Origin of the sequence: Cytobacillus sp. FSL M8-0252, from assembly GCF_038007345.1 — a bacterium.
Classification (GTDB): domain Bacteria; phylum Bacillota; class Bacilli; order Bacillales; family Cytobacillaceae; genus Cytobacillus; species Cytobacillus kochii.
In genome coordinates, this window is the sequence record NZ_JBBOWZ010000001.1 from 3,798,839 (window position 1) to 3,819,107 (window position 20,269).

At 36.6% G+C, this 20,269-nt stretch carries 18 protein-coding genes; 1 reads left to right on the forward strand and 17 read right to left on the reverse strand.

All coding sequences use genetic code 11. The features are described 5' to 3' along the window. Positions 1-294: 294 nt before the first annotated feature. The 4 genes from MKX83_RS19155 to MKX83_RS19170 all read right to left on the reverse strand — a co-directional run bounded on the left by MKX83_RS19155 (position 295) and on the right by MKX83_RS19170 (position 3,393). Positions 295-708, reverse strand: a complete 414-nt coding sequence (locus tag MKX83_RS19155) for a VanZ family protein (RefSeq protein WP_341051882.1) — start codon at positions 706-708, stop codon at positions 295-297. Between the two features lie 4 nt (positions 709-712). Then, positions 713-1,333: a hypothetical protein gene (locus tag MKX83_RS19160; RefSeq protein ID WP_341057149.1), complete on the reverse strand. Its 621-nt coding sequence runs from the start codon at positions 1,331-1,333 to the stop codon at positions 713-715. Positions 1,334-1,437: 104 nt separating this feature from the next. Then, positions 1,438-1,572, reverse strand: a complete 135-nt coding sequence (locus MKX83_RS19165) for a paeninodin family lasso peptide (protein WP_157733909.1) — start codon at positions 1,570-1,572, stop codon at positions 1,438-1,440. A 45-nt stretch (positions 1,573-1,617) separates the two neighbouring features. Next, positions 1,618-3,393, reverse strand: coding sequence for an ABC transporter ATP-binding protein (locus tag MKX83_RS19170; protein ID WP_341057158.1), 1,776 nt, complete (start codon positions 3,391-3,393; stop codon positions 1,618-1,620). Positions 3,394-3,633: 240 nt separating this feature from the next. Between MKX83_RS19170 and MKX83_RS19175 the strand changes: the two genes are divergently transcribed. Continuing rightward, on the forward strand, positions 3,634-7,026 hold the full coding sequence (locus MKX83_RS19175; RefSeq protein ID WP_341057164.1) for a chitobiase/beta-hexosaminidase C-terminal domain-containing protein: 3,393 nt from the start codon (positions 3,634-3,636) through the stop codon (positions 7,024-7,026). 52 nt (positions 7,027-7,078) lie between these two features. Here the strand turns inward: MKX83_RS19175 and MKX83_RS19180 are convergent, their stop codons facing one another. From MKX83_RS19180 to galE, 13 genes are read right to left on the reverse strand one after another with little or no spacing between them, the layout of a single operon-like run. Beyond that, entirely contained in the window at positions 7,079-8,626 is a 1,548-nt protein-coding gene (locus tag MKX83_RS19180; protein ID WP_095372113.1) for a lipopolysaccharide biosynthesis protein, read from the reverse strand. 34 nt (positions 8,627-8,660) lie between these two features. After that, the gene (locus tag MKX83_RS19185) at positions 8,661-9,848 is read right to left on the reverse strand and encodes a glycoside hydrolase family 88 protein (protein ID WP_341057168.1); all 1,188 of its coding nucleotides are present in this window, start codon (positions 9,846-9,848) and stop codon (positions 8,661-8,663) included. An 11-nt stretch (positions 9,849-9,859) separates the two neighbouring features. Next, a complete protein-coding gene (locus MKX83_RS19190) occupies positions 9,860-11,047 on the reverse strand; it encodes a glycosyltransferase (protein ID WP_341057172.1) in 1,188 nt (395 codons plus the stop codon). Positions 11,048-11,059: 12 nt separating this feature from the next. Beyond that, positions 11,060-12,238 (reverse strand): glycosyltransferase, encoded by a 1,179-nt coding sequence (locus MKX83_RS19195; RefSeq protein WP_341057175.1) that lies wholly within the window; start codon positions 12,236-12,238, stop codon positions 11,060-11,062. Then, positions 12,238-13,398 carry a polysaccharide pyruvyl transferase family protein gene (locus MKX83_RS19200; RefSeq protein ID WP_095372109.1) on the reverse strand — a complete coding sequence of 387 codons (1,161 nt, stop codon included), beginning with the start codon at positions 13,396-13,398 and terminating at the stop codon, positions 12,238-12,240. Before MKX83_RS19200 ends, MKX83_RS19195 begins: the two co-directional genes overlap by 1 nt. Continuing rightward, the gene (locus MKX83_RS19205) at positions 13,395-14,444 is read right to left on the reverse strand and encodes a glycosyltransferase family 2 protein (protein ID WP_340976190.1); all 1,050 of its coding nucleotides are present in this window, start codon (positions 14,442-14,444) and stop codon (positions 13,395-13,397) included. The genes MKX83_RS19200 and MKX83_RS19205 overlap by 4 nt, the downstream gene beginning before the upstream one ends. A gap of 18 nt (positions 14,445-14,462) precedes the next feature. Then, complete coding sequence (locus MKX83_RS19210; protein ID WP_328197434.1) at positions 14,463-15,656, reverse strand: glycosyltransferase; 1,194 nt, start codon at positions 15,654-15,656, stop codon at positions 14,463-14,465. Further along, the gene (locus tag MKX83_RS19215) at positions 15,653-16,393 is read right to left on the reverse strand and encodes a glycosyltransferase family 32 protein (RefSeq protein ID WP_340976196.1); all 741 of its coding nucleotides are present in this window, start codon (positions 16,391-16,393) and stop codon (positions 15,653-15,655) included. The genes MKX83_RS19210 and MKX83_RS19215 overlap by 4 nt, the downstream gene beginning before the upstream one ends. A gap of 32 nt (positions 16,394-16,425) precedes the next feature. Next, on the reverse strand, positions 16,426-16,740 hold the full coding sequence (locus MKX83_RS19220; protein WP_095372106.1) for a helix-turn-helix domain-containing protein: 315 nt from the start codon (positions 16,738-16,740) through the stop codon (positions 16,426-16,428). A 10-nt stretch (positions 16,741-16,750) separates the two neighbouring features. Next, complete coding sequence (locus MKX83_RS19225) at positions 16,751-17,932, reverse strand: DegT/DnrJ/EryC1/StrS family aminotransferase (protein WP_095372105.1); 1,182 nt, start codon at positions 17,930-17,932, stop codon at positions 16,751-16,753. Then, positions 17,919-18,566: an acetyltransferase gene (locus MKX83_RS19230; RefSeq protein WP_328197430.1), complete on the reverse strand. Its 648-nt coding sequence runs from the start codon at positions 18,564-18,566 to the stop codon at positions 17,919-17,921. The genes MKX83_RS19225 and MKX83_RS19230 overlap by 14 nt, the downstream gene beginning before the upstream one ends. Before the next feature lie 5 nt (positions 18,567-18,571). Next, the gene (locus MKX83_RS19235; protein ID WP_095372104.1) at positions 18,572-19,174 is read right to left on the reverse strand and encodes a sugar transferase; all 603 of its coding nucleotides are present in this window, start codon (positions 19,172-19,174) and stop codon (positions 18,572-18,574) included. 35 nt (positions 19,175-19,209) lie between these two features. Next, positions 19,210-20,268 carry a UDP-glucose 4-epimerase GalE gene (gene galE, locus MKX83_RS19240; protein WP_340976201.1) on the reverse strand — a complete coding sequence of 353 codons (1,059 nt, stop codon included), beginning with the start codon at positions 20,266-20,268 and terminating at the stop codon, positions 19,210-19,212. Between the last annotated feature and the right edge of the window lies 1 nt (position 20,269).

A 20,269-nucleotide genomic window follows, 5' to 3' on the forward strand; every position in this document is an offset into this window, starting at 1 on the left:
GCCTCTCTTCTACCTCTTCAACATCGAATAGGCCTTGGTCATACATATTACTTAACAATAGCCTCAATTGATTGATTTCCTCGATGATTCTCACATATCTCAAATTTCCTCTCTCCCTTATAGATTTTAATAAACTTTTTATCTATTTATTTTATATTCGTTTCATATTCAATTACCTATATGCTATTCCCATTAAAGTATTCTGTTTGTGTATTCGCCTGTAAAATAGACATTTGTAACAAAATAAACGGAATAAAGAAGCTTTAATTGAAGAGAAGAAATGGACACTGCAATTCACCACTTATACCTTTTCTTAACAATATAATAAACAATGAAAATACCGATAAAGTTCTTAAAAATATCAACAAAAGAGAAAGAACGATAAGGAATATATAATTGATGAATTTCATCAATCAGACTATAAAGTAAAGACAAAATGAAACAAACAATCATTTTCTTTTTTGTAAACTCTCCATTAGGATTGGCCTTAAAGGTAAAGATAAGGAAAATAAATAAAATGCCAAACTCGATAAGATGCAATAATTCAAAAACAGTGCCGAGAATTACTAATATAGGAAAATCTAGTCTATAAGCATATATTTCAATTAATTGGGGGTTAAAATATTCAGATTGAAGCCAAATGAAAACCATATAACCAATCGTCATGAGCATCCAACTAACCTGTTTTCCGTATCTCCAAAGTACCAATGATTTACCCCCTAAGAATACGCACAGCTTTATTTTTCAATCGGTTTAATCCTGATCTGAAGAAATATTTCCACAACAATAATTTATTTCTCCGCAAGAAAAGTGATTGTATGATTGTATCATCCTTCATTATTTGTTCTATCTGTATTACAACTGGAATAAGTGATGCTTCTGATCTGACAGTTTGTTTATCGACCCGTATCATTCGTCGACCAACAGACATTTTTAAAAGTCTATATAACTTTTTCTCTAATATAGCTATATAATATTTCGGCTGATGAAGAAGGGCATGATCATAAATGATTTCAAAAAAATGAAAGAAATACCCTTGTCTATGATAATCTTTATGTAAGCATAGTTTATCTATCTCCCATACCCGATTCTGTTGTTGAAAAATAGATGGGATTTTAGAAAAGCGAAAATACCTTTCTACTTCCGCTTCTTCATGATAAGGAATAAATTCAATCGTACCGATAACGGTCGGGTCTCTTTTAGATAACAATATTTGATACCTCTCGCCTGTTTGTGCATAAGGGTCTTTATGCCAACCATTTCTCTCACAAAAATATTCCCATGTAGCAGCAAAAGCCTCTTGTTCCTTCTGACTAGTTACTTTTTTAAACATATTCTCACCACCTAAATAAAAAACGCAGAGCGCCCTGAAATAAACAAGTTAATCTCTTTTCTAGTAAAAAATCCTTATGTACAAAAGTACATAAGGACATTTCCTCAACTGTAGATATCTGTTTCCGGCTCTGGATCAGCAGGATCCTTAGGATCCTTTCCTCCCCCATGTCCTCCACCTTTCATGGTCATTTTTACATCTAGTACTTCCAGTTTTACTTCTCCCCACGGCTTTTTCATAAAATCACGAATCCTTTCTATTTTTTCTTTAGGAAAAGGAAATATTTACATTGCCTCCACCTGCCTCTGTAACAGTTGACTAAATAACTGGTTCTTATCTTTAGATAATTGAACAAATTCTCCGACTTGAACAACTTTACCTGCATCTAACACAATTACTTGATCGGCATCTCTAATGGTGGAGAGGCGATGAGCAATTACTATGATTGTCATTTTTCCTTTTAATTGTTCAATACTCTCTTGAATGTTCTTTTCATTTTCGGTATCTAAACTACTCGTTGCTTCATCAAGTATAAGAATTAAAGGATCTTTCAAAATAACTCTTGCTAAAACAAGCCTTTGTTTCTCACCACCAGATAACTTTATTCCTCGATCGCCAATATAAGTTTCTAAAGATTCAGGTAATTTTTTCACAAAATCAGCTGCTGAAGCAAAGGACAAGGCTTGCCATAGTTCTTGATCTGTCGCATTCGGGCGAAGTAGTAGCAAGTTTTCTCTAATCGTACCGTTAAATAAGAAAGGCTCTTGAGAGACATAACCAATGCTCTGTCTTAATAGGGCAAGAGAATGATTGCTAATCTTTTGTCCATCAATATACAATGCGCCTTCCTGTGGTTGATTTAAGCCCATCAGTAAATCCACGAATGTACTTTTACCCGCACCTGATTTGCCGACAATTGCTGTCATCTTTTTTGATGGGATTATTACATTAATATCCTTTAAGGCATATTTCTCTTTAACGTAGCGAAAAGACACCTGTTGATAAGTAATACTGTTCTCTAATTTGAGTTTTTCATCTGATGAAATAAGTTCCTCGCGAACTTGTTTACATTCACTTTGTAATAATTTTACCGCTTTAAAAGATGGGATAGCTGTTGTTATTTGTTCTAAAGAGGATTGAATACCTGCAACTCTCGGCCAAAGGCGAGAAAATATAACAACAATTAGTAATAGTGTTGCTGATTGAGCTTGAAATAATTGAATAGATAGATAAACAAAGACCGCGATGAATACAGCTAATGAAATTTTATAATTCAACTGTGAACGTAATCTCGTATTCATATAATTCACTTGCTCTTCTTGCATTTGAGCCGTCATTTCACCAGCCCAGCGTAGTTGTGCTTCTTCTAAATGGTTAGATTTAATTTCCTTGATTCCCCCTAATTGGTCTGTTATTCCGGCTAGGAATTTTTTACCTAACGTATAATTTTGTTTACCAAAAGCTTGTGTCAGCTTCAAATATTTCCTGTTCATATAAATGGCCACCATGCCAAGCAAAAGAACAAAGCTTGTAATATATGGAGACAGAATAAACGCCATGCCAATTTGCACGCAAGCGAAAATCAGATTCGTACATAATTGTAAAATAGACCTCGTACCACCACTTGTTTTAGCAATCTCGGTTAGCACGGTATGGATTAAATCGGAACTGCTCTTTTTCAGGAAAAAAGACCAATTACTCAACAATATGTCCTGATAGATACTCATCCGTAAATGTGTCAAAAAACCCATTTGTATGCGCGTATGCTTTATCATCACAGCTTTTTCAATAAGATGATGAACAGCTACAATGACAACAAAAATCAGTAAGATCAACGGCAGTACTACACTAGATGGTACATACTCGAATAAGGAAAAAGAGGATAAAAAGGAGTTTTCTAAGCCGAAATCGACCATACCGGTAAAATGAATCAATGGGATTAGTAAAAGGATAGCTAATCCATCTAAAAGACTGACAATTGTAACTGCTATTAAGCTAGCGAATAGTCTCCAACCAGCGTATTGGTAAACTTGTTTTAAAAAATAGATAATATCCTTCAAGTAACCACCCCTTATTCCTAAAAAGAACATTTATATTCTATATAACGAACTCCCATTATCAATTTACCATGATTCACCACTAGACGTCAATAAAAATTAGGTTAAACGAACTATGTTTAATTACATTCATAATGGTTTACACTGATTTCCTCATCTAAAGTACTATTAAACACAAATATATAGTAAAAAAGCGACAGTACGCGCATAAGATAACCTATCTAGAAAAGGAGGCGAGAAAAAGTGATTTTTATTATCAAAGATTATTTCGAGAATAATGCACCAACGATTAAGAATTACGATACCGCGATGATTCGTTTAAAAATAACAAATTTACATCCAACCACTTCGTTGTCATTTAACATTCACAACATCACGATTACCGTTAGGGCAAATGAAACATTCGAGGGAAACTTTGCTCCGTTTAACACGCTCTCTGTGCAATCATCTGTCCCTTTTAGATGTTATGTAAGTTCTTGGTTAAATAATGACGAACTCAAACCTGAGCCTGAATCACCTCCAAGAAATGTAGAAAACTTAATGATTCATCAAGTAACTGCTACTAGCGTTACGTTACAATGGGACCCACCTCTTTATCATGATGGAATTACCTCTTATGACATTTCTCAAAATGACCAATTTAGAGAGAATGTCGTCAATCCTTCTGTCACTTTAGCAAACTTGTCCCCATCCACCTTTTATACTTTTACCGTACAAGCAAAAAATGAAGCAGGTCAAACCTCTACAGGGGTTAGCATTACCGTTACTACCTTAGAATTAGACGAAACACCACCTACTTTAACGGTGACACCTAGTGGCTTTTTTTCACAATCACACGAAATTACTATTACTTCAAGTGAACCAGCGACGATCTATTATACTTTAAATGGAGACGAACCCACTTCAACAAGCCCGGTTTATTCAGGTCCATTTATAATTACTGAAACCACAACCTTACAGGCTTACGCAATAGATAATACTGGAAACAAGAGTGCGCTACAATCTGCCTTATATCAAAAAATTGGCATTCAAACTGAGGGTATTATTCTTCATTATGACTTTACCAACCGTTCCGGGGAAACGAATAATTCTATTAGTGATACGATTCATGGGGTCGTTGCTTCCTTAATAGGTCTTTCACATGATGGAGTGAGCGATGGTTATGTGACAGATCAAGGTTTATTAGTCAATCGCGAGGATTATGTAGAAATACCGACAAATGCCTCCCCACTGAATCAACTCATTACTTTTGAAAATGGATTAACTATCCAAATGGCCAGCTTCAACACAAATGGATCGCACTGGAAAACAGTAGATGGGAAATTCACAGCTGCACGCTCAGATGTATTTATTCCGTATTTGACTACAACGGGACAGCAAAACACAAGAGCAATTAATTCATATTGGTTTAAAGATGAACAAGGACAAAAGAAAAGTTATCAAGATTGGCTAAACCCTATTGATTCACATGCGATTAATCTCTTTACACTCAGATTTAATACCGATCAAACAGCCAGTCTCTTTATCAATGATGCAATCAATGATAATGGTCCAAAACCTGTACCTAATGATTTTGCTAGTACCGTAAATGCGCTTATTCAATCACCACTTCAATTAAGAAAGGACTTTGTCGCACACAATCAAGCACCTGAAATCATTGTGGCTTTTGCAATTTATAATCGCGCATTAACGGATGAGGAAGTAAAAAACAATTATGACTATTATCAGCAAACAGAACAATTAATTGGCATTTCTGCGTTACCACAAACCATCTCTTTAGCCATTGGTGAAAGCCAAAAGTTATTTATTGAAGCCATTCCAAGTCAATACACTTCAGACCTCACCCTTGATTTCCAAAGTAATAATGAACAAATAGTAGAAGTAGATAACAGAGGCCGTATAAAGGCATTAACCGCAGGGACGACGTCCGTAAATGTAATGGCTGCCTACGAAGAACAGAGCTTTACGACAACTATTCCTATAGATGTGCAATTATCTCCCTCTCTCCCCCCATCTAATCGGACGATCACCGAGATTGTTATTAATAAGAAGAAGGAAACGATGGTTGTTGGTGAAGCGACTGTATTGATGGCGACTGCATTATCAGAAGGATTACCTTTTGATGTGCTAAATGATAATATTGTCTTCTGGGAAAGTGAAAATATTCATATCGCCACAGTACAATATGGAGTGGTTGAAGCACTTACGAGCGGTACAACGACTATTACTGCTTATGATAGTAGTAAAACAATTGCTGCAAGCTTTACTTTGACTGTATCTGAACGAGCGGAGCAACCGATTGAGGAAGCCGACATTTTGTATGTGAATGCAGAACAATATGATATACATTTGGATGAAACAAACGCTCTTGCAACTACTAACGGGATTCAAGCAGCATTTGATGATGCCTTACTAGGCCCATATAAAAAAGTCATTTTCCCCTACGGCCATTATTTAATTAATCCAACTGTTAGAACATTGTTTCCTCCGACTAATATCATCATTGATTTCAGTGATAGTAAGATTCAAATTGAAGCAAGTGAAAAGACAAAAACTGGGTACAGAATGTTCTATTTTACTAATCTTGAAAATACCAAACTCTTAAACGCCCATATTTATGGCGAAAGAAACGATACAACTGTTGCAGAATCTACTGAAGGTTGCCTGAGTGTGCTCATTGATGATTGTAAAAATGTCTCCTTTGAGTCATGTACGTTTAATCAATCACCAGGATTTAATTTCATCACTGGAACAATTCATAACCGTGAGCTCGGAGAAGTGAAAAGTGATACGGTTGTTAGCTGGTCACATTTTGAACCAGGAGATATAGATGATCAAGGGAATGCGCGTGCAGAAATAAACAATCATCGTTTTCGCTCATCTACCTATTTAAATATTTCAGGACTGGGTAGTTATTATTTGTTAGGTTACACTCAAGGTTATCAAGGGTTCCGTTATTTACGATCCAGACTGTATTCTATATACTTTTACGATGAAAATCACCTATTCATTTCTTCCCAAACTTATAATCTACAATTTTACAATTATGATAAGCCACAAGCGGCAAAATGGGTCAAAATTGTCATTTATCAAGAAGCCCCCCCTGCAGATGGCGATACCGACTTTAATGGCGCAGTCGCTTTTCTTCGTACCATTGGCATGCCAAGACAATGTAAAATTAAAAACTGTCATTTTGAAGAAAACACCAGCACAGGACTTGCGATGTGTGGTGGTCAAGAATGGTTAATTGAAGGAAATACATTTGTTAATAATAAAGGACGAACACCAGGCTGTGACATTGATTGGGAAGATGGCTGGGATGCAATGGCGTTGGATGTTGTTAGGTATAACCGTTTTACTTCGCCTCTAGGTATTATCTTAAGTGCTGGTAGCAGTTTAGCTATTTATGAAAACGAATTTACTATGTCAACAATGAAGGCATGGGGAAGAACACAAAACTTTAGAATTTATAATAATATTTTTATGGGTAAAGGCGCAATCACCAATGACTTTAGTACGCAGGCAGAATCCATTCTCGCCAGAAATATATTTACCGATGGTGCCGGTTTTACCACTGGTAAAGAACATGAGAATGGATCCTATCAAGTTCACACTTACCAGAATACTACTATTTAAAAAAGCCAATATCACGTCTAGGACTAGACAAGAATCACCTAAAATATTGCTGCTAAGAAGAGAGCATTCTATCTCTTCTCTTCGCTTGCAAGCGTCTTAGTATAGTCAAAACCATTTTTAAAATATATTGGAATTCGTCCGTTCGGTAAAATACGATTATATATAATAAATTAGGCAGCACTAAACTTACAAATAAGTAAATAAGAAAAGTAGAAAAACTGACAGGAGAAAACTGCATAAGAATGATTTTCGTTAATAAATAAGCTACCAATCCTATCAACATAAGAGACAAATAAGAAGTAAAATATTGTCTTACTGGTAGCTTAAACAATTTTTTATAGACCACATAGGGGGTAAACCAAAAAGGAACGAAAAGAGCACTAAGGAAATGCCCTAAAAATATGCCAGTAATCCCTAGAAATTGTACAAGGACAAGTGCAAATATTAAGCTGATTCCTGCTTGTAATAGCGGTGCATATTGATCTTCTCGAAATAAACCCGCTGTTGTTTTTATTGCTGATATAGAATTTCGCATGCCACGTTCATAGAACGTCAATAATAGAATGACGAGTAACGCTTCTTGATAAAACAAGAAGTCGCTTCCTAACCAGATTCTTATAAACGGCTCCAATGTAAATGCCAATACAATGGTTAACGAAGAATACAGCCAAAAATTTACTAAACGATAACATTTATAAATCGCTATGATCTTCACCATTGATTCATTAGCCACGAGATTGCCAACACTATGATACACATTACTAAATACCTGGTTAATAAACGTACGAGCAATATCAATGACCATTTTATAATTCGAATAAATTCCAACAGCCACTAAGCTAACAAAGGATGCAATCAGAAGATGCTCTGTCCCGAATAATAAATAATTCCCTATGTTTTGAATAACAATCGCCTTCACGTTGGTAGTGATTTGTCCCTTTGTTATTTCATCTAATTTACCCTCCACCTTCTCGCGCAAATATGGGTACATTCGATTGACCATCACAGCAAGGATAATGGAATTGGCAATTGTAATAACACTATCAATTATTAAATAAAGTAAATAATTTTGAGTATAAGATAAAATAGCTATTTTCATTACGGCCGTTACTATCGATGAAACTGTGTAAACAGCTGTAACAATATAACCACGCTGTGCGACATTCAGAAATGAATTTTTATGAATGTAAAAATAGGGAGCAACTGTATTAAGCAAAAAGATAAAGTAAATGAGTTCTACATCCTCAATATTCGCCCCTTTTACAAAAAAATCAAGGAACGGAAAAAGCAATAAACCGAGTACGAAGACAATTGCTGCAATAACCATATACGCTTGACGATAAAATTTCATAAGAATGCGGATCTTCATATAATCATTGTCCGCAACAGGCTTATATAAACTGTACATAATGCTAGCACCTAGTCCTGCTTCAGCGAGCGTAAGCATCGCTAAAAGATTCGTAAACAAACCATTAATCCCTAAATATTCTACACCTAATGTTTGGATAAAAATTGTTCTTGATAAGAAGCTTAACATGGTAATAATCAACTGATTGGTTAAACCTGCTGTTATATTAATTAGAGAGTAGCGTGATCTCATTTTGTCCCCTTCTCACTTTCTTTGTTCACACCCATTAGCTCACAGCTTGTCTATCTTTCTTTGACTCCTGATATCTTCTTTTCTCTGCCAATAACCTTAGCGACATCCCTTGCGTAAACGGAAGGATATCAAACAATTGGGAATAAACGCCAATATCCTTTGTGTCTCCTTGTGAGAAGTCAATCGCTCCCGTCCTTCTCGTTACCTTCATCAAATAATGAATAGCTTTATCTCTACCTTGGCAACACTGATCCTCAATCTCCTCGATATAAGCAGCATGAGCTAAGAAATATCCTAATGTCGACGTTGTCGAAGAGTCCGCTCTCGCTTCTTTTCTAGTCATTAACCAACTCCAGGAACCAGAGTCTTGCTGTAGACTCAAAATGACTTTTGCCAATTGTGTTATCCTTAACTCTAATTCATGTTTATAATGATGATGATTCGGTAACTCCTTCCACGAATCAATCACGCCTAGCGCTAACCATGCCATTCCTCGTCCCCATCCATATAGTCCAGTCCCCACCTTTGATTTTATATGATAAGCATGAGCGGGTACTGCCATCTGACTACTCATCCCATAAGTAAAAAAGGATTCTATTTGATGAATCGCAAGGTCAATGCATTCCGGCTTATTATTTTTCACACCGTAAGTAATCAGAAAAGGGCAAATAAAACCAATCGTATCGACGTACCGATAGTCTACCATTGACTTTCTATACATGACGGTTCCATCCTTCCCAATATGTGCTTGAATCACTTGCCACATTTCATCCATTGCTTGCTGATAACACTCACCATTTAACCGATTATTTTTAAGGATTGCATAAGCTAAGATTGCACCATCTATCTGTTGTGGACATGTTTTCCATTCACCAGAGGGAGTGATTTTCTTATTGATAAAACGATCGACTTCTGAAATAAACTGGGGTGATGGTAATGCCAATAACAAAGCTGCCTCTTGCCAATATTGGATCTCGCCTCTTGTATATTGTCCTTTGATGATATCTAAAGCCACCCAACGCCTTTGGTCGGTTAAAGGTACTTTAGGTGTTCGCTTTAACCAACGAGCGACTGTAGTGATGATAGGTTTCTCCCAATCGCGTTCATTTTCATATTTGCCAAAATGAATCCGTGAAAACCAAGTTTTAAATATAAGAAATAAATCCAAACCGATTGCTCCAACCAAAATCAGTATGAAAAAGGCTAACAGCCATATAATCATTAAAGATTCGCCTACCCTACTTTTATATATTGGTAAAAACGCTTGATTTCGTCTTCTGTTCCAAGTTTCTCTTTCCCTAGTCCCTCCATTAACTGATGCTGTAAAGATTCATCTGCAAATAATTTTACAATCGTTTCTGCAAGTGATTCTGCTGTCATATTTGCGATTAGCCCCGTCTGTCCATGATTAATTTGATCGCCTGCTGTGCTATAGTTTGTGACAATCACTGGCTTGTACAATATTTTGGCTTCCTCAACAGCAACTGACTTTCCTTCAAAGCGCGAAGGCTGAATATATATATCTGCCCACCGAATATATGGATAAGGATTCTCCTTTATTCCGATAAATTTCACTTCTTCTTCTAATTGATACTTTGTAGATAACTGGATTAAATTCTCCCTTTCGCTACCTTCTCCTAAGATGAGCCATTTAAATGGTACACCTTTTTTCTTCAGTAACGCAGCTGTCTCTAAAGCTAAGTCAAAACCTTTTTGTCGATGTAATCGTCCAATAGATAAAAGCTTCAATCCTGGAAATGGTAAAGGCATCTCATTCATAGACAACGTTTGAATAGTCGATTTAGATAAGATATTTTGTATGACTTTTATTTTCTGTTGATATTCTGGAAATTGTTGACGTAATACTTCGGCACAGGAATCTGACACTGTCATAATACCGTCCAACTGCTGAAAGTATGGAGAGTCCAACGTTTTATCCATGCCCATTTGTTTATAATCATTATGAATAAACCCTATTTTCCTCTTTGCTTTTACTTTTTCTAGACAAAAATAAATAGGATTCTTTTCTAAGAATCCTATGGCAACATCATATTCTTTTTTTACACTAGATAAGCATGGGGATATATATTTCCACACTTTTTGTTCACAAACAGCTCCATTATTTTCCGTTCTAAAAATACGGGCTGCCCTTATACGAGAAATGGCGAGATCAAACCTTCGAGATGAAATAGCTTTTAACACATTATCGATGACTCTGCCATCAAAGTAACGAAATTCCTCTTGTTCATTTAAAATGGTTACTTCATTTGGCACGATATTCAAAAATACACCTTCCTTTTTAAATAACAGCAAGTCCACCTCATATCTTTTATAGTCAATGGCATGTAATAATGAGATAAGTGCCTTTTCTGCACCGCCACATTGGAGGTTATTCATCACAAAGAGTAGTTTTGTTTTCATGCTTATACCCCTCTATACGATTTGATAAAACTTGTCTATTTCAGATTCTGTTCCATAAGAGTGCCCGCTTAAATTGACTGTTAACTGTTCTCTTAAAGCATCATCTTTCATTAATAAGCTAATTCCCTTTTCGATCCCATCCACGTTTAAATCTACGATGAGTCCCGTAACTCTATCTATAATTTGATCTTTTGCTGTCGTATAGTTTGTTACGACAATCGGTTTGTGCAGTATTTTTGCCTCGTCTATAGCAATTGCCTTACCTTCAAACCTTGATGGCTGTACATAAATATCAGCTACATCGAGCCAAGGATAGGGGTTCGCTTGTTGTCCAAGCAAAATGAAGTGTTCCTCTAGTTGATGAATTCTAATCAATCTTTCCAATTTGGTTCTTTCTTGCCCCTCGCCAATAATGTACCATTTCAGTTTCATTCCTTTTCGTACTAAACGGCTACAAGCCTCAATTGCCATATCTAGACCTTTTTGCGGATGCAAACGGCCAATGGTTAGTAACGTAAACATTTGCTTTTGTAACGGTATGGACTGACGTGACATTTCGTAAATGATTGTTGGTGACACAATGTTATGAATCACCTTTACTTTATATTTCAATGAAGGAAACTGTTCGATAAACACGCGTGCACATTCATGAGAGACTGTGACAATAGTGGACATTTCTTTAAAATAAGTATGATCGTATGTTGCATCCATACCCATTTCATTGTAATCAATATGTACCCACCCAATTTTCTGTTTCGCATTTACTTTCTCCACACAAAAATAGGTTGAAGATTTCTCTAAAAATCCGATCGCTGCATCGTACGTTTTGACTAGTTGTGGACATGCTTGTTTTAAATATTTCCAGGCATACTGTTCTTTTTGAGCTGTATTTCCCATTCTTCTATTAGCTAAAAAGTATAATAGACGGTTATACACGAGCTTCCATCTGCGTCTCTTGGCTAGAGCCCATATAGCTGAATGGACTGGTAAAGAGAAATGTTCAAAATCTACGGAGTGATTTAGCACAGACACTTGAGGAGGTAGAAACGATAGAAATACACCTTTTTTGGCAAAAAGAAAAACATCCACCTCATACTGGTCATAATCGATTTGTGATAGAAGATTGATCAAGCTTTTTTCTCCTCCACCTGCTGCTAAACTAGGGATAATAAATAATAGTTGTTTTTTCATTATCCTAGCAATTCCTTTAAAGAATGCACGGCTTCATACGAACGGTTTTGTATAATGGGGATGACTTTTAGCAATTGTTCTTTAATCTGGGCTTCTTGATCTACCATTTCACCAAAATATTGAATCAGTTTATTACTATTTGACACTTCCTCAATCGAAACTACAAATCTTTCACTATTGAATAAGTCATAGGCGATACCTCTTGACTTCACACTATAGCCTAAAACGAGGGTCGGGACAAAACTGGAATAGGCTGCAATCGTTGCATGTGTTCTTGCGCCAATGAAAAAACGCATTTTTGCAATATACCCTTTATACTGTAATGCGTTTAAATCCGCTGGTAGCAATATGACTCTTCGTGAACTTTTATATTTTTGATAGTACTCTTGTAATAAATCATAATCATTATTCCCCTTTTGCATGACATGTGGTGTGAGCGCGATGACAGATTCGGTATTTTCTAAAATATATTCAATTAAATGAGAGACAGCTTGTTTACTACCTTGATTCTTGCTAACTAAAAGTGGACTGATATTTAAGCCAATCGTATCCCCATCTTTCCAACCAATGGGCAGGTCTACTTCTTCTTTCTCTAGTGTAAATGCAGGATCACCACAAAGTGTCACATGATGAATGCCTCTCTTTTTTAACATTTGGTACGTATATGTCTCTCGAGCCAAAATTAAATCAAATGTTTTGAGATCTGCTAGCTTTCTTGCCGACATATCTTCCTCTCCGATCGAACACCCCCATAATACTAATTTTTTCCCTTTCTTTTTGACCATTTTATCAACTTCATACCAACCGGGCTGTTCACCATAACAGTAATTATCTCCGCCAATTGAAAGACAAATGTCAGCCACATCAATTTGATTAATCGTTTTTTGTTGCGTTTTTTGCAAGGCGTATGTTTCGTCTTGAAAGAGTTTATTCCGAATCGCAGCTCTCCACCAATCTGTTGAATATTTTCTTATAATTGTTTCTGAACCATCAAAGATTCCATCTAGCTGTTGTATATGTTGATCTGTTTCAGGTTGATAAGATGAAAGAAAAACAGCCACATCTTCCACTTTTTCTTTGAGCATAGTTGACGTTGATCGTACAATCGCCTCACAACCGCGATTCTCACTTCCTCCATGGGCAAACATCAGTATTTTCATGAATGAACCTCCCCTTTTTTTCTATTTCGCCACCTACTATATGCAGTTGCACTATATAAACCAAGAAGCGATTGATGCTTTATACACTTCATTAAGAAGCGGTCATATCTGCCGAGCATTCTTACCTTTTCTACCGGGTAGAGTCGTAAAGCTTCTTGAACAACTGGATGATGAATCATTGTTTGTACATATTGCCTTCTTTCTTTTTTACTTAATTCATTTGTAGGTAAAATATAGATGTGAATATAAGCTAACACTTGATGAAGCAGCTTCATAGCCTTTAGTGTCTTGATTTGAGGGCTACTCATTTCAATCCGATCTGGTATACTACGCTGATAAGAGCGTAACGCATGAGAAAAGTAATCTTTTTCTTGGAGATTTCTTGTCGCACTGCCTGCTACTTCACGATAATAATAACCAGGAAAATCGCTATAAATCGCTGAATTCGCACATAAAAAAAAGGACCAATTAAATTGTCCATCTTCCCCAAGCACCTCGTTTATCGGAAATTGCAGCCGAAGTTTATTCAATGTTTCTCTTCTATATAACTTGTTACACACACTATTAAAATCTTCTTTTTGTAACATGTGTGGAATGATAAACTCATGAATGTCATTTTTATGTAATTTTACCCGCCTTGGAAAGGGATAGCTAATCACTCTTTGAATGCCATTGACCTCTTCAACTAAGTGAAATATAACGACCTCACTATCGAATTGATTAGCAAGCTGATATACGTGCTGATAAGTATTTTCTGTTATTGTATCATCAGCATCTATAAATCCGATGTATTCACCTTTAGCTATTTCAACCCCCTTATTCCTCGCATAGCTGACCCCGTGGTTTTCTTGATTCAAAAGTTTAATGCGATAATCTTTTTCTTGATAAGCTTCAATGAGTTGTTGACTGTGGTCACTAGACCCGTCATTGACGAAGATAAATTCACATTGTTGTAAACTTTGCGTAAGTAAAGATTGAATACATTCTTCCAAATAATCGGCTGCGTTATAAACGGGGATGACGACACTTACTTTCGGTTGTTCCAATGGCCCTATCCCCCTTTTTCATTCACAAATAGCATGTAATTTTTCGAGCTCGGCTTCATTACTAAAGTTCGTTCGTTGACAATTCTTGCTCAACCTCTCCCTTTCCTCCGGATGTTCATATAGCTGAATAATGCTTGAAGCTAATTCTTCTGGATTGTTGCCAGCGATATAACCATCCACTCCAACACGAATTTGGCTTTTTGCTGTAGGATAATTCATAAGTAGTACTGGCTTTGCTAGTATTTGCGCTTCACTTACTGTAACGGCTTTCCCTTCATAACGAGAGGGTTGAACATAGAGGTCACATGCCTTCATAAATGGATAAGGGTTGACCTTTTTACCAAGTAATATAAACTGACTTTCTAAATTACAAGCTTGAATGAGTTGTGTCAGTTCTTTTTCATCTCCACCAAAACCAATCACATACCACACAATGTCGTGATAACCTTTTTCTTTAACTATTTTCATCGCCTGTATGGCAATATCTATTCCTTTTGCTTTTGAGAGTCTAGCAACTGTAACAATAGTAAAACGATGATCTAAGAGAATAGGATTTTCGACTATTTCCTCAGACAATTCTTGTATAAATGTCGGCGATATCAGATTTTCCATCACCATCACCTTATTGGCTAACTGTGGATAAACGGTAAGAAATGCTTCTCTACAAGCATCAGAAACTGCGATAATATGATCAAATAACCGCCAAACTTTTTCATCTTCATTCGTATCAATATGAAGAGAGGAAAAGTCAGTATGAATCCAAGCAATCTTCTTTTTAGCCTTTACTTTATAGGCTACAAAATGGTGGGGCCATAAATAACTAATAGCCACATCGTAAGTTTTATCCATTGTAGGAAGGAAGGGTGATGAATATTTACCGATTTGCTGCATCTGATAGTAACCCCACTCTTCATCACGTGCGTGCAGGCTTTTCCATTGTGTTTGCCATTTGGCTAGTAGTCTTACAGAAGCCAATAGCATATGCTTCTTTTGGATTGTTTCAATAATGGACTGACGAAATGTAGCCATACTTGAAAACTCTTGCAACAAATGCACTTGTTTAGGAAGCAGATGAAAAAAATCGCCTTGATGACGATATAATAATAGATCCACCTCATACTTTTCGTAGTTAAGTTGTTTCAATAATTGTAATAAACTTCTTTCTACCCCGCCAATTTCCATATCATATGTAGCAATGAATATTCGGCTCATGACCTCACTCCCGAAAACTTCTTACGTAAATTAGCTAATTTTTCTCCGCCAATCAATTTGACTATATTCCTTTTCACGATTCGTTTAACTAATACATGAGGAGGCAACCAACTCTGATAAAAATGATGCTTCGTTACTGTTTCATCTGATTGCAGGTCGCGACAATTAATATAATCATATGGGGAGAAAATTGTTTGCTCGAATATTACTCCCATTTCTTCTATCACTTGCTTTTGTCCGTTACATATAACCCCTTTTTTCTTCATTTCTTCTGTTATGGCGGCAACATTTGTCCATTCGTTAAAAGTCCCGTCATCATTGATAAAATGATTAGATTGATAGGATTCTAAAAAATACTGGATAAGCGGATGCCCCTTACTGGCACCAATCGTGCTTGTTGCAATATAATTGCCTTCTTCAAATCCCCAAAAGGATGGATAATGAAGGAAACGATCAAAAGATTGATAAACCTCGACATCTGTATCAAGATAAACCCCACCTTCTGTATACAAAGCATACATTCTAAAATAATCACTCACAAAAGCATATTTTTTCGCTTGATACGCTTCGTGTACATAAGCATTACATGTTACATCAACATTGCTTTCATCCCATTGTTTTAGCTCATAATGAGGGAGATGTTCTTCCCAGGACCTTATACACTGTTTCATTAACTCTGGCTTTTCCCCGCCACCAAACCAACAATAATGAATAATTCTTGGTATCTTCTCCATCATTTCAGCGCTCTCTTCCTTTTCTTAAAACTGAGTTATTTATTCTTTACTTCATAAATTCTTTGTTTAACTGTCTCCATCTGATCTTTTTCAATGCCTAACTCTCGCATTTCCTTAATAAGTATTTGCCATTGTCTATTTTGCTCCGTGATATAGACGCCTCTGATGACTTCTTCTATTTCAACACCGAGTACGAAAATAATTTTTTCAATGACTTGAATAGAAGGGTTTTGATGGACCTCCCTTTCAATATTACTAAGATATGACTTCGCTACGCCCGCTCGTTCGGCTAGTTCTGTTAATGTTAATCCTTTTTGTTTACGTAGTTTTGCAATATTTTTTCCTATCATTCTCTGCCACCTATCCTAATAAATATGGATGCAGATGAAGATTTGAGGTAATGGTTGTTTGAATACAGTGTATCACTCTGTTTTGTTGCTCAATTGTTAAATCAGATCCTGAAGGTAAACAAATTCCTTTTTCGAATATCATTTCCGATATAGCTTCGTGCTCGACATCATGTGGATAAAAACTATAACCTTGAAATAACGGTTGTAGATGTAATGGTTTCCATACTGGACGAGCCTCTATATTCTCATTCCTAAGAGCGAAAATTAGCTCCTCGACAGTTACACCAATTGTCTCACTATCAATCAATATAGTAGTTAGCCATCTATTGGAATAGGTTCCCGGAAGCTCAGGTAAAAATGAAATGCCTTCCAATCCTTGAAGCCCTTCTTCATAACGCTGAAAAATTTTCCGACGTGCATTTATTCTCTTTTCCAGATAGGTCAATTGGGCTCTACCAATACCGGCAGCGATATTACTCATACGATAATTAAACCCGATTTGGCTATGCTGGTAATGTAGTGCTGTATCTTTTGCCTGTGTGGCTAAAAACGAAGCATACTCCACACCTTCTTTATGATTGGAAACGAGCATCCCCCCTCCAGAAGTAGTAATGATTTTATTACCATTAAATGAGTAAATACCATAACTGCCGATTGTGCCGGTTGGCTTCTCCTTGTATGTAGAACCGAGAGATTCAGCAGCATCTTCAATTAAAGGCACACCATAACGTTGACAAATCATTAGCAATTCATCCATTTTGGCAGGTTGCCCATATAAATGAACGACAATTACCGCTTTTGGTAAATTTCCATTTGCACTCGCTTCCTTTAGAGCTCTTTCTAACGCATCAGGAGACATATTCCAAGTTTCGGGTTCTGAATCAATGAATACCGGTTTTGCCCCAATATAAAGAATAGGATTAGCCGTAGCTACAAATGTAAATGTAGAACAAAAAACGGTGTCTAGAGAGCTAATACCAAGTGCTAATAATGAAAGGTGAATGGCAGCAGTACCCGAGTTCACCGCTAAGCAAGATTGGACATTCACAAGTGTTGACATTTCTTGTTCGAACAAATCGATATGAGGACCGACGGGTGCCACCCAATTATCCGTAAATGCGGATTGTACATAATGAATTTCTTCACCAGTCAAATGGGGAGGCGATAAATAAATACGCTCAGTCAATGTCATCACTCCATTTCAATATTTTCTTTGCTTGTGCGGGTAATCCCACTGCCATTACTCGCTCTGGTATTGAATGAATCACTGTCGAGCCTGCCCCTATGACAGACCATTTTCCTAATGTTACTTGTGGAATGACAACAGAAGCAGAACCGAGATGCACCCCCTCTTCAACTTTTACTGATCCAGTTAAAGTTGAACGCGGGGAGATGTGCACATAATCACCAATTTCATTATCATGTTCAATCACTGCTCCTGTATTAATGATTGTATGATGACCAATCACCGCATCCGCATTAATAACCGTCTGCGGCATGATGACGGTTCCTTTACCAATTATTGCGCTCGGACTAATACAAGCAGAAGGATGGATACAAGTGGTATAGTATTCTATTGGTAAAGCTAGCCTTTCGAACATTTGCTTGCGGATTTTATTATTGCCTATAGAGATAACAAACCTAATATTAGGGTTGATTTTTAGGACATCATGTACATAATCAATCGGTGCTAAAAATACATTCCCTTTCATTTTTAATGAGCGATGCTTATCATCAAAAATACCAACCACTTTATTTTTTTGCATTGTAATAATGTCAAAGATTACTTTGCTATGCCCGCCATAACCAATTAATGCAATATCCATTTATGTCACTCTTTCATTTTTATTTGGCTTCCCTTAAACACTTCAGTTGTGGCAGCACCTGGCTGATTAATTCCTTCTGAACGGATGACCTTACTAATCGTAAGAAAAAGAATTTTTAAGTCTAGTAAAAAATGTTGATGATCGACATACCATACATCCATTTTTAATTTTTCTTCCCAACTAATCGCATTCCGGCCATTTACTTGTGCCCAGCCTGTGATTCCAGGTTTGACACAATGTCTTCTTGCTTGTTCTGGTGAATATAATGGTAAATAATCTATTAGTAACGGACGCGGTCCAACCAAACTCATTTCACCTTTTAAGACATTAAGCAGTTGTGGTAATTCATCCAAACTATATTTTCTTAACTTGCTACCGATTTTGGTCAATCTTTTCTCATCTGGTAACAGATGACCTTGCTCATTTGTTTCATCAGTCATTGTACAAAATTTATATAAGCGAAAGGATGATCCATTAAGTCCAGGTCTTTCTTGTCTGAAAAAAATGCACGATCCATTGATAAGCAAAACGGTAGATATAATTGCCATTACAGGTGCAAATAAAAGAAGCAGTATACATGCGCTAATAAAATCAAATAATCTTTTCATATCCTTCCTCTTCTTATACGGGATTCGGCATCTTATTAAGAAAAAGAAAAATCCCCACTTTGCATTAAGTGCGGATTTTTCTTATCACTATATCCAGTGGGGTTATTTTTCTGCCAACGCCAGGCGTCTATACACATTTCCTCTAATCCTCTTTGAGCCTTCCAACCTAACCCCGTCGCTGCAGCTGTTGGATCAGCATAACTAATAGGGATATCACCCATACGGGCATCCGTAATGATATACGGTATATTCACATGATTTACTCTCTCAAAAGTATGGACAATTTCTAAAACACTATAGCCTTTCCCTGTACCTAAATTATAAAAATTAAAACCGGTCACCTTTTTTAATTGTTCTAGTGCACAGATATGTCCCTCAGCTAAATCCATTACATGGATATAATCTCTTACTCCTGTACCATCTTTAGTAGAAAAACCATCGCCGAATATTTGTAATACCGGCCGTTTACCAATAGCTACTTGGGTAATATAAGGCATGAGGTTATTAGGGATACCTCGTGGATCTTCACCTAAATTTCCACTTGGATGGGCACCGATTGGATTAAAATAACGTAAGCATGTAATCGCCCACTCATTATCGGATTCATAAATATCTCTCAACATATCTTCGATTATTAGTTTTGTTCTGCCATATGGATTAGTGGCCGATAGATGAGCATTCTCCGCAATCGGTACCTGCTTTGGTCTACCATAAACAGTCGCTGAAGAGCTAAACACCAGTTTTTTTACGTTAAACTGTTTCATTACTTGCAATAAGTAAATCGTGGAAATGAGATTATTATCATAATAGGAAAGTGGATTAACAACTGATTCTCCAACTGCTTTATACCCGGCAAAATGAATCACTGCCTCGATTTCATTATCAGCAAAGACAGAATGAACTGCGTCTTTATCCTTTAAATCAATCGAATAGTACTTTACCTCTTTCTTCGTCATATGCTCAATCCGCTGCACCACTTTTTGATTACTGTTGGAAAAGTCATCAAGAATAATGACATCCATACCACGGTTTAATAAAGAGACACATGTGTGACTGCCAATATACCCTGCTCCACCGGTGACGAGAACACTCATT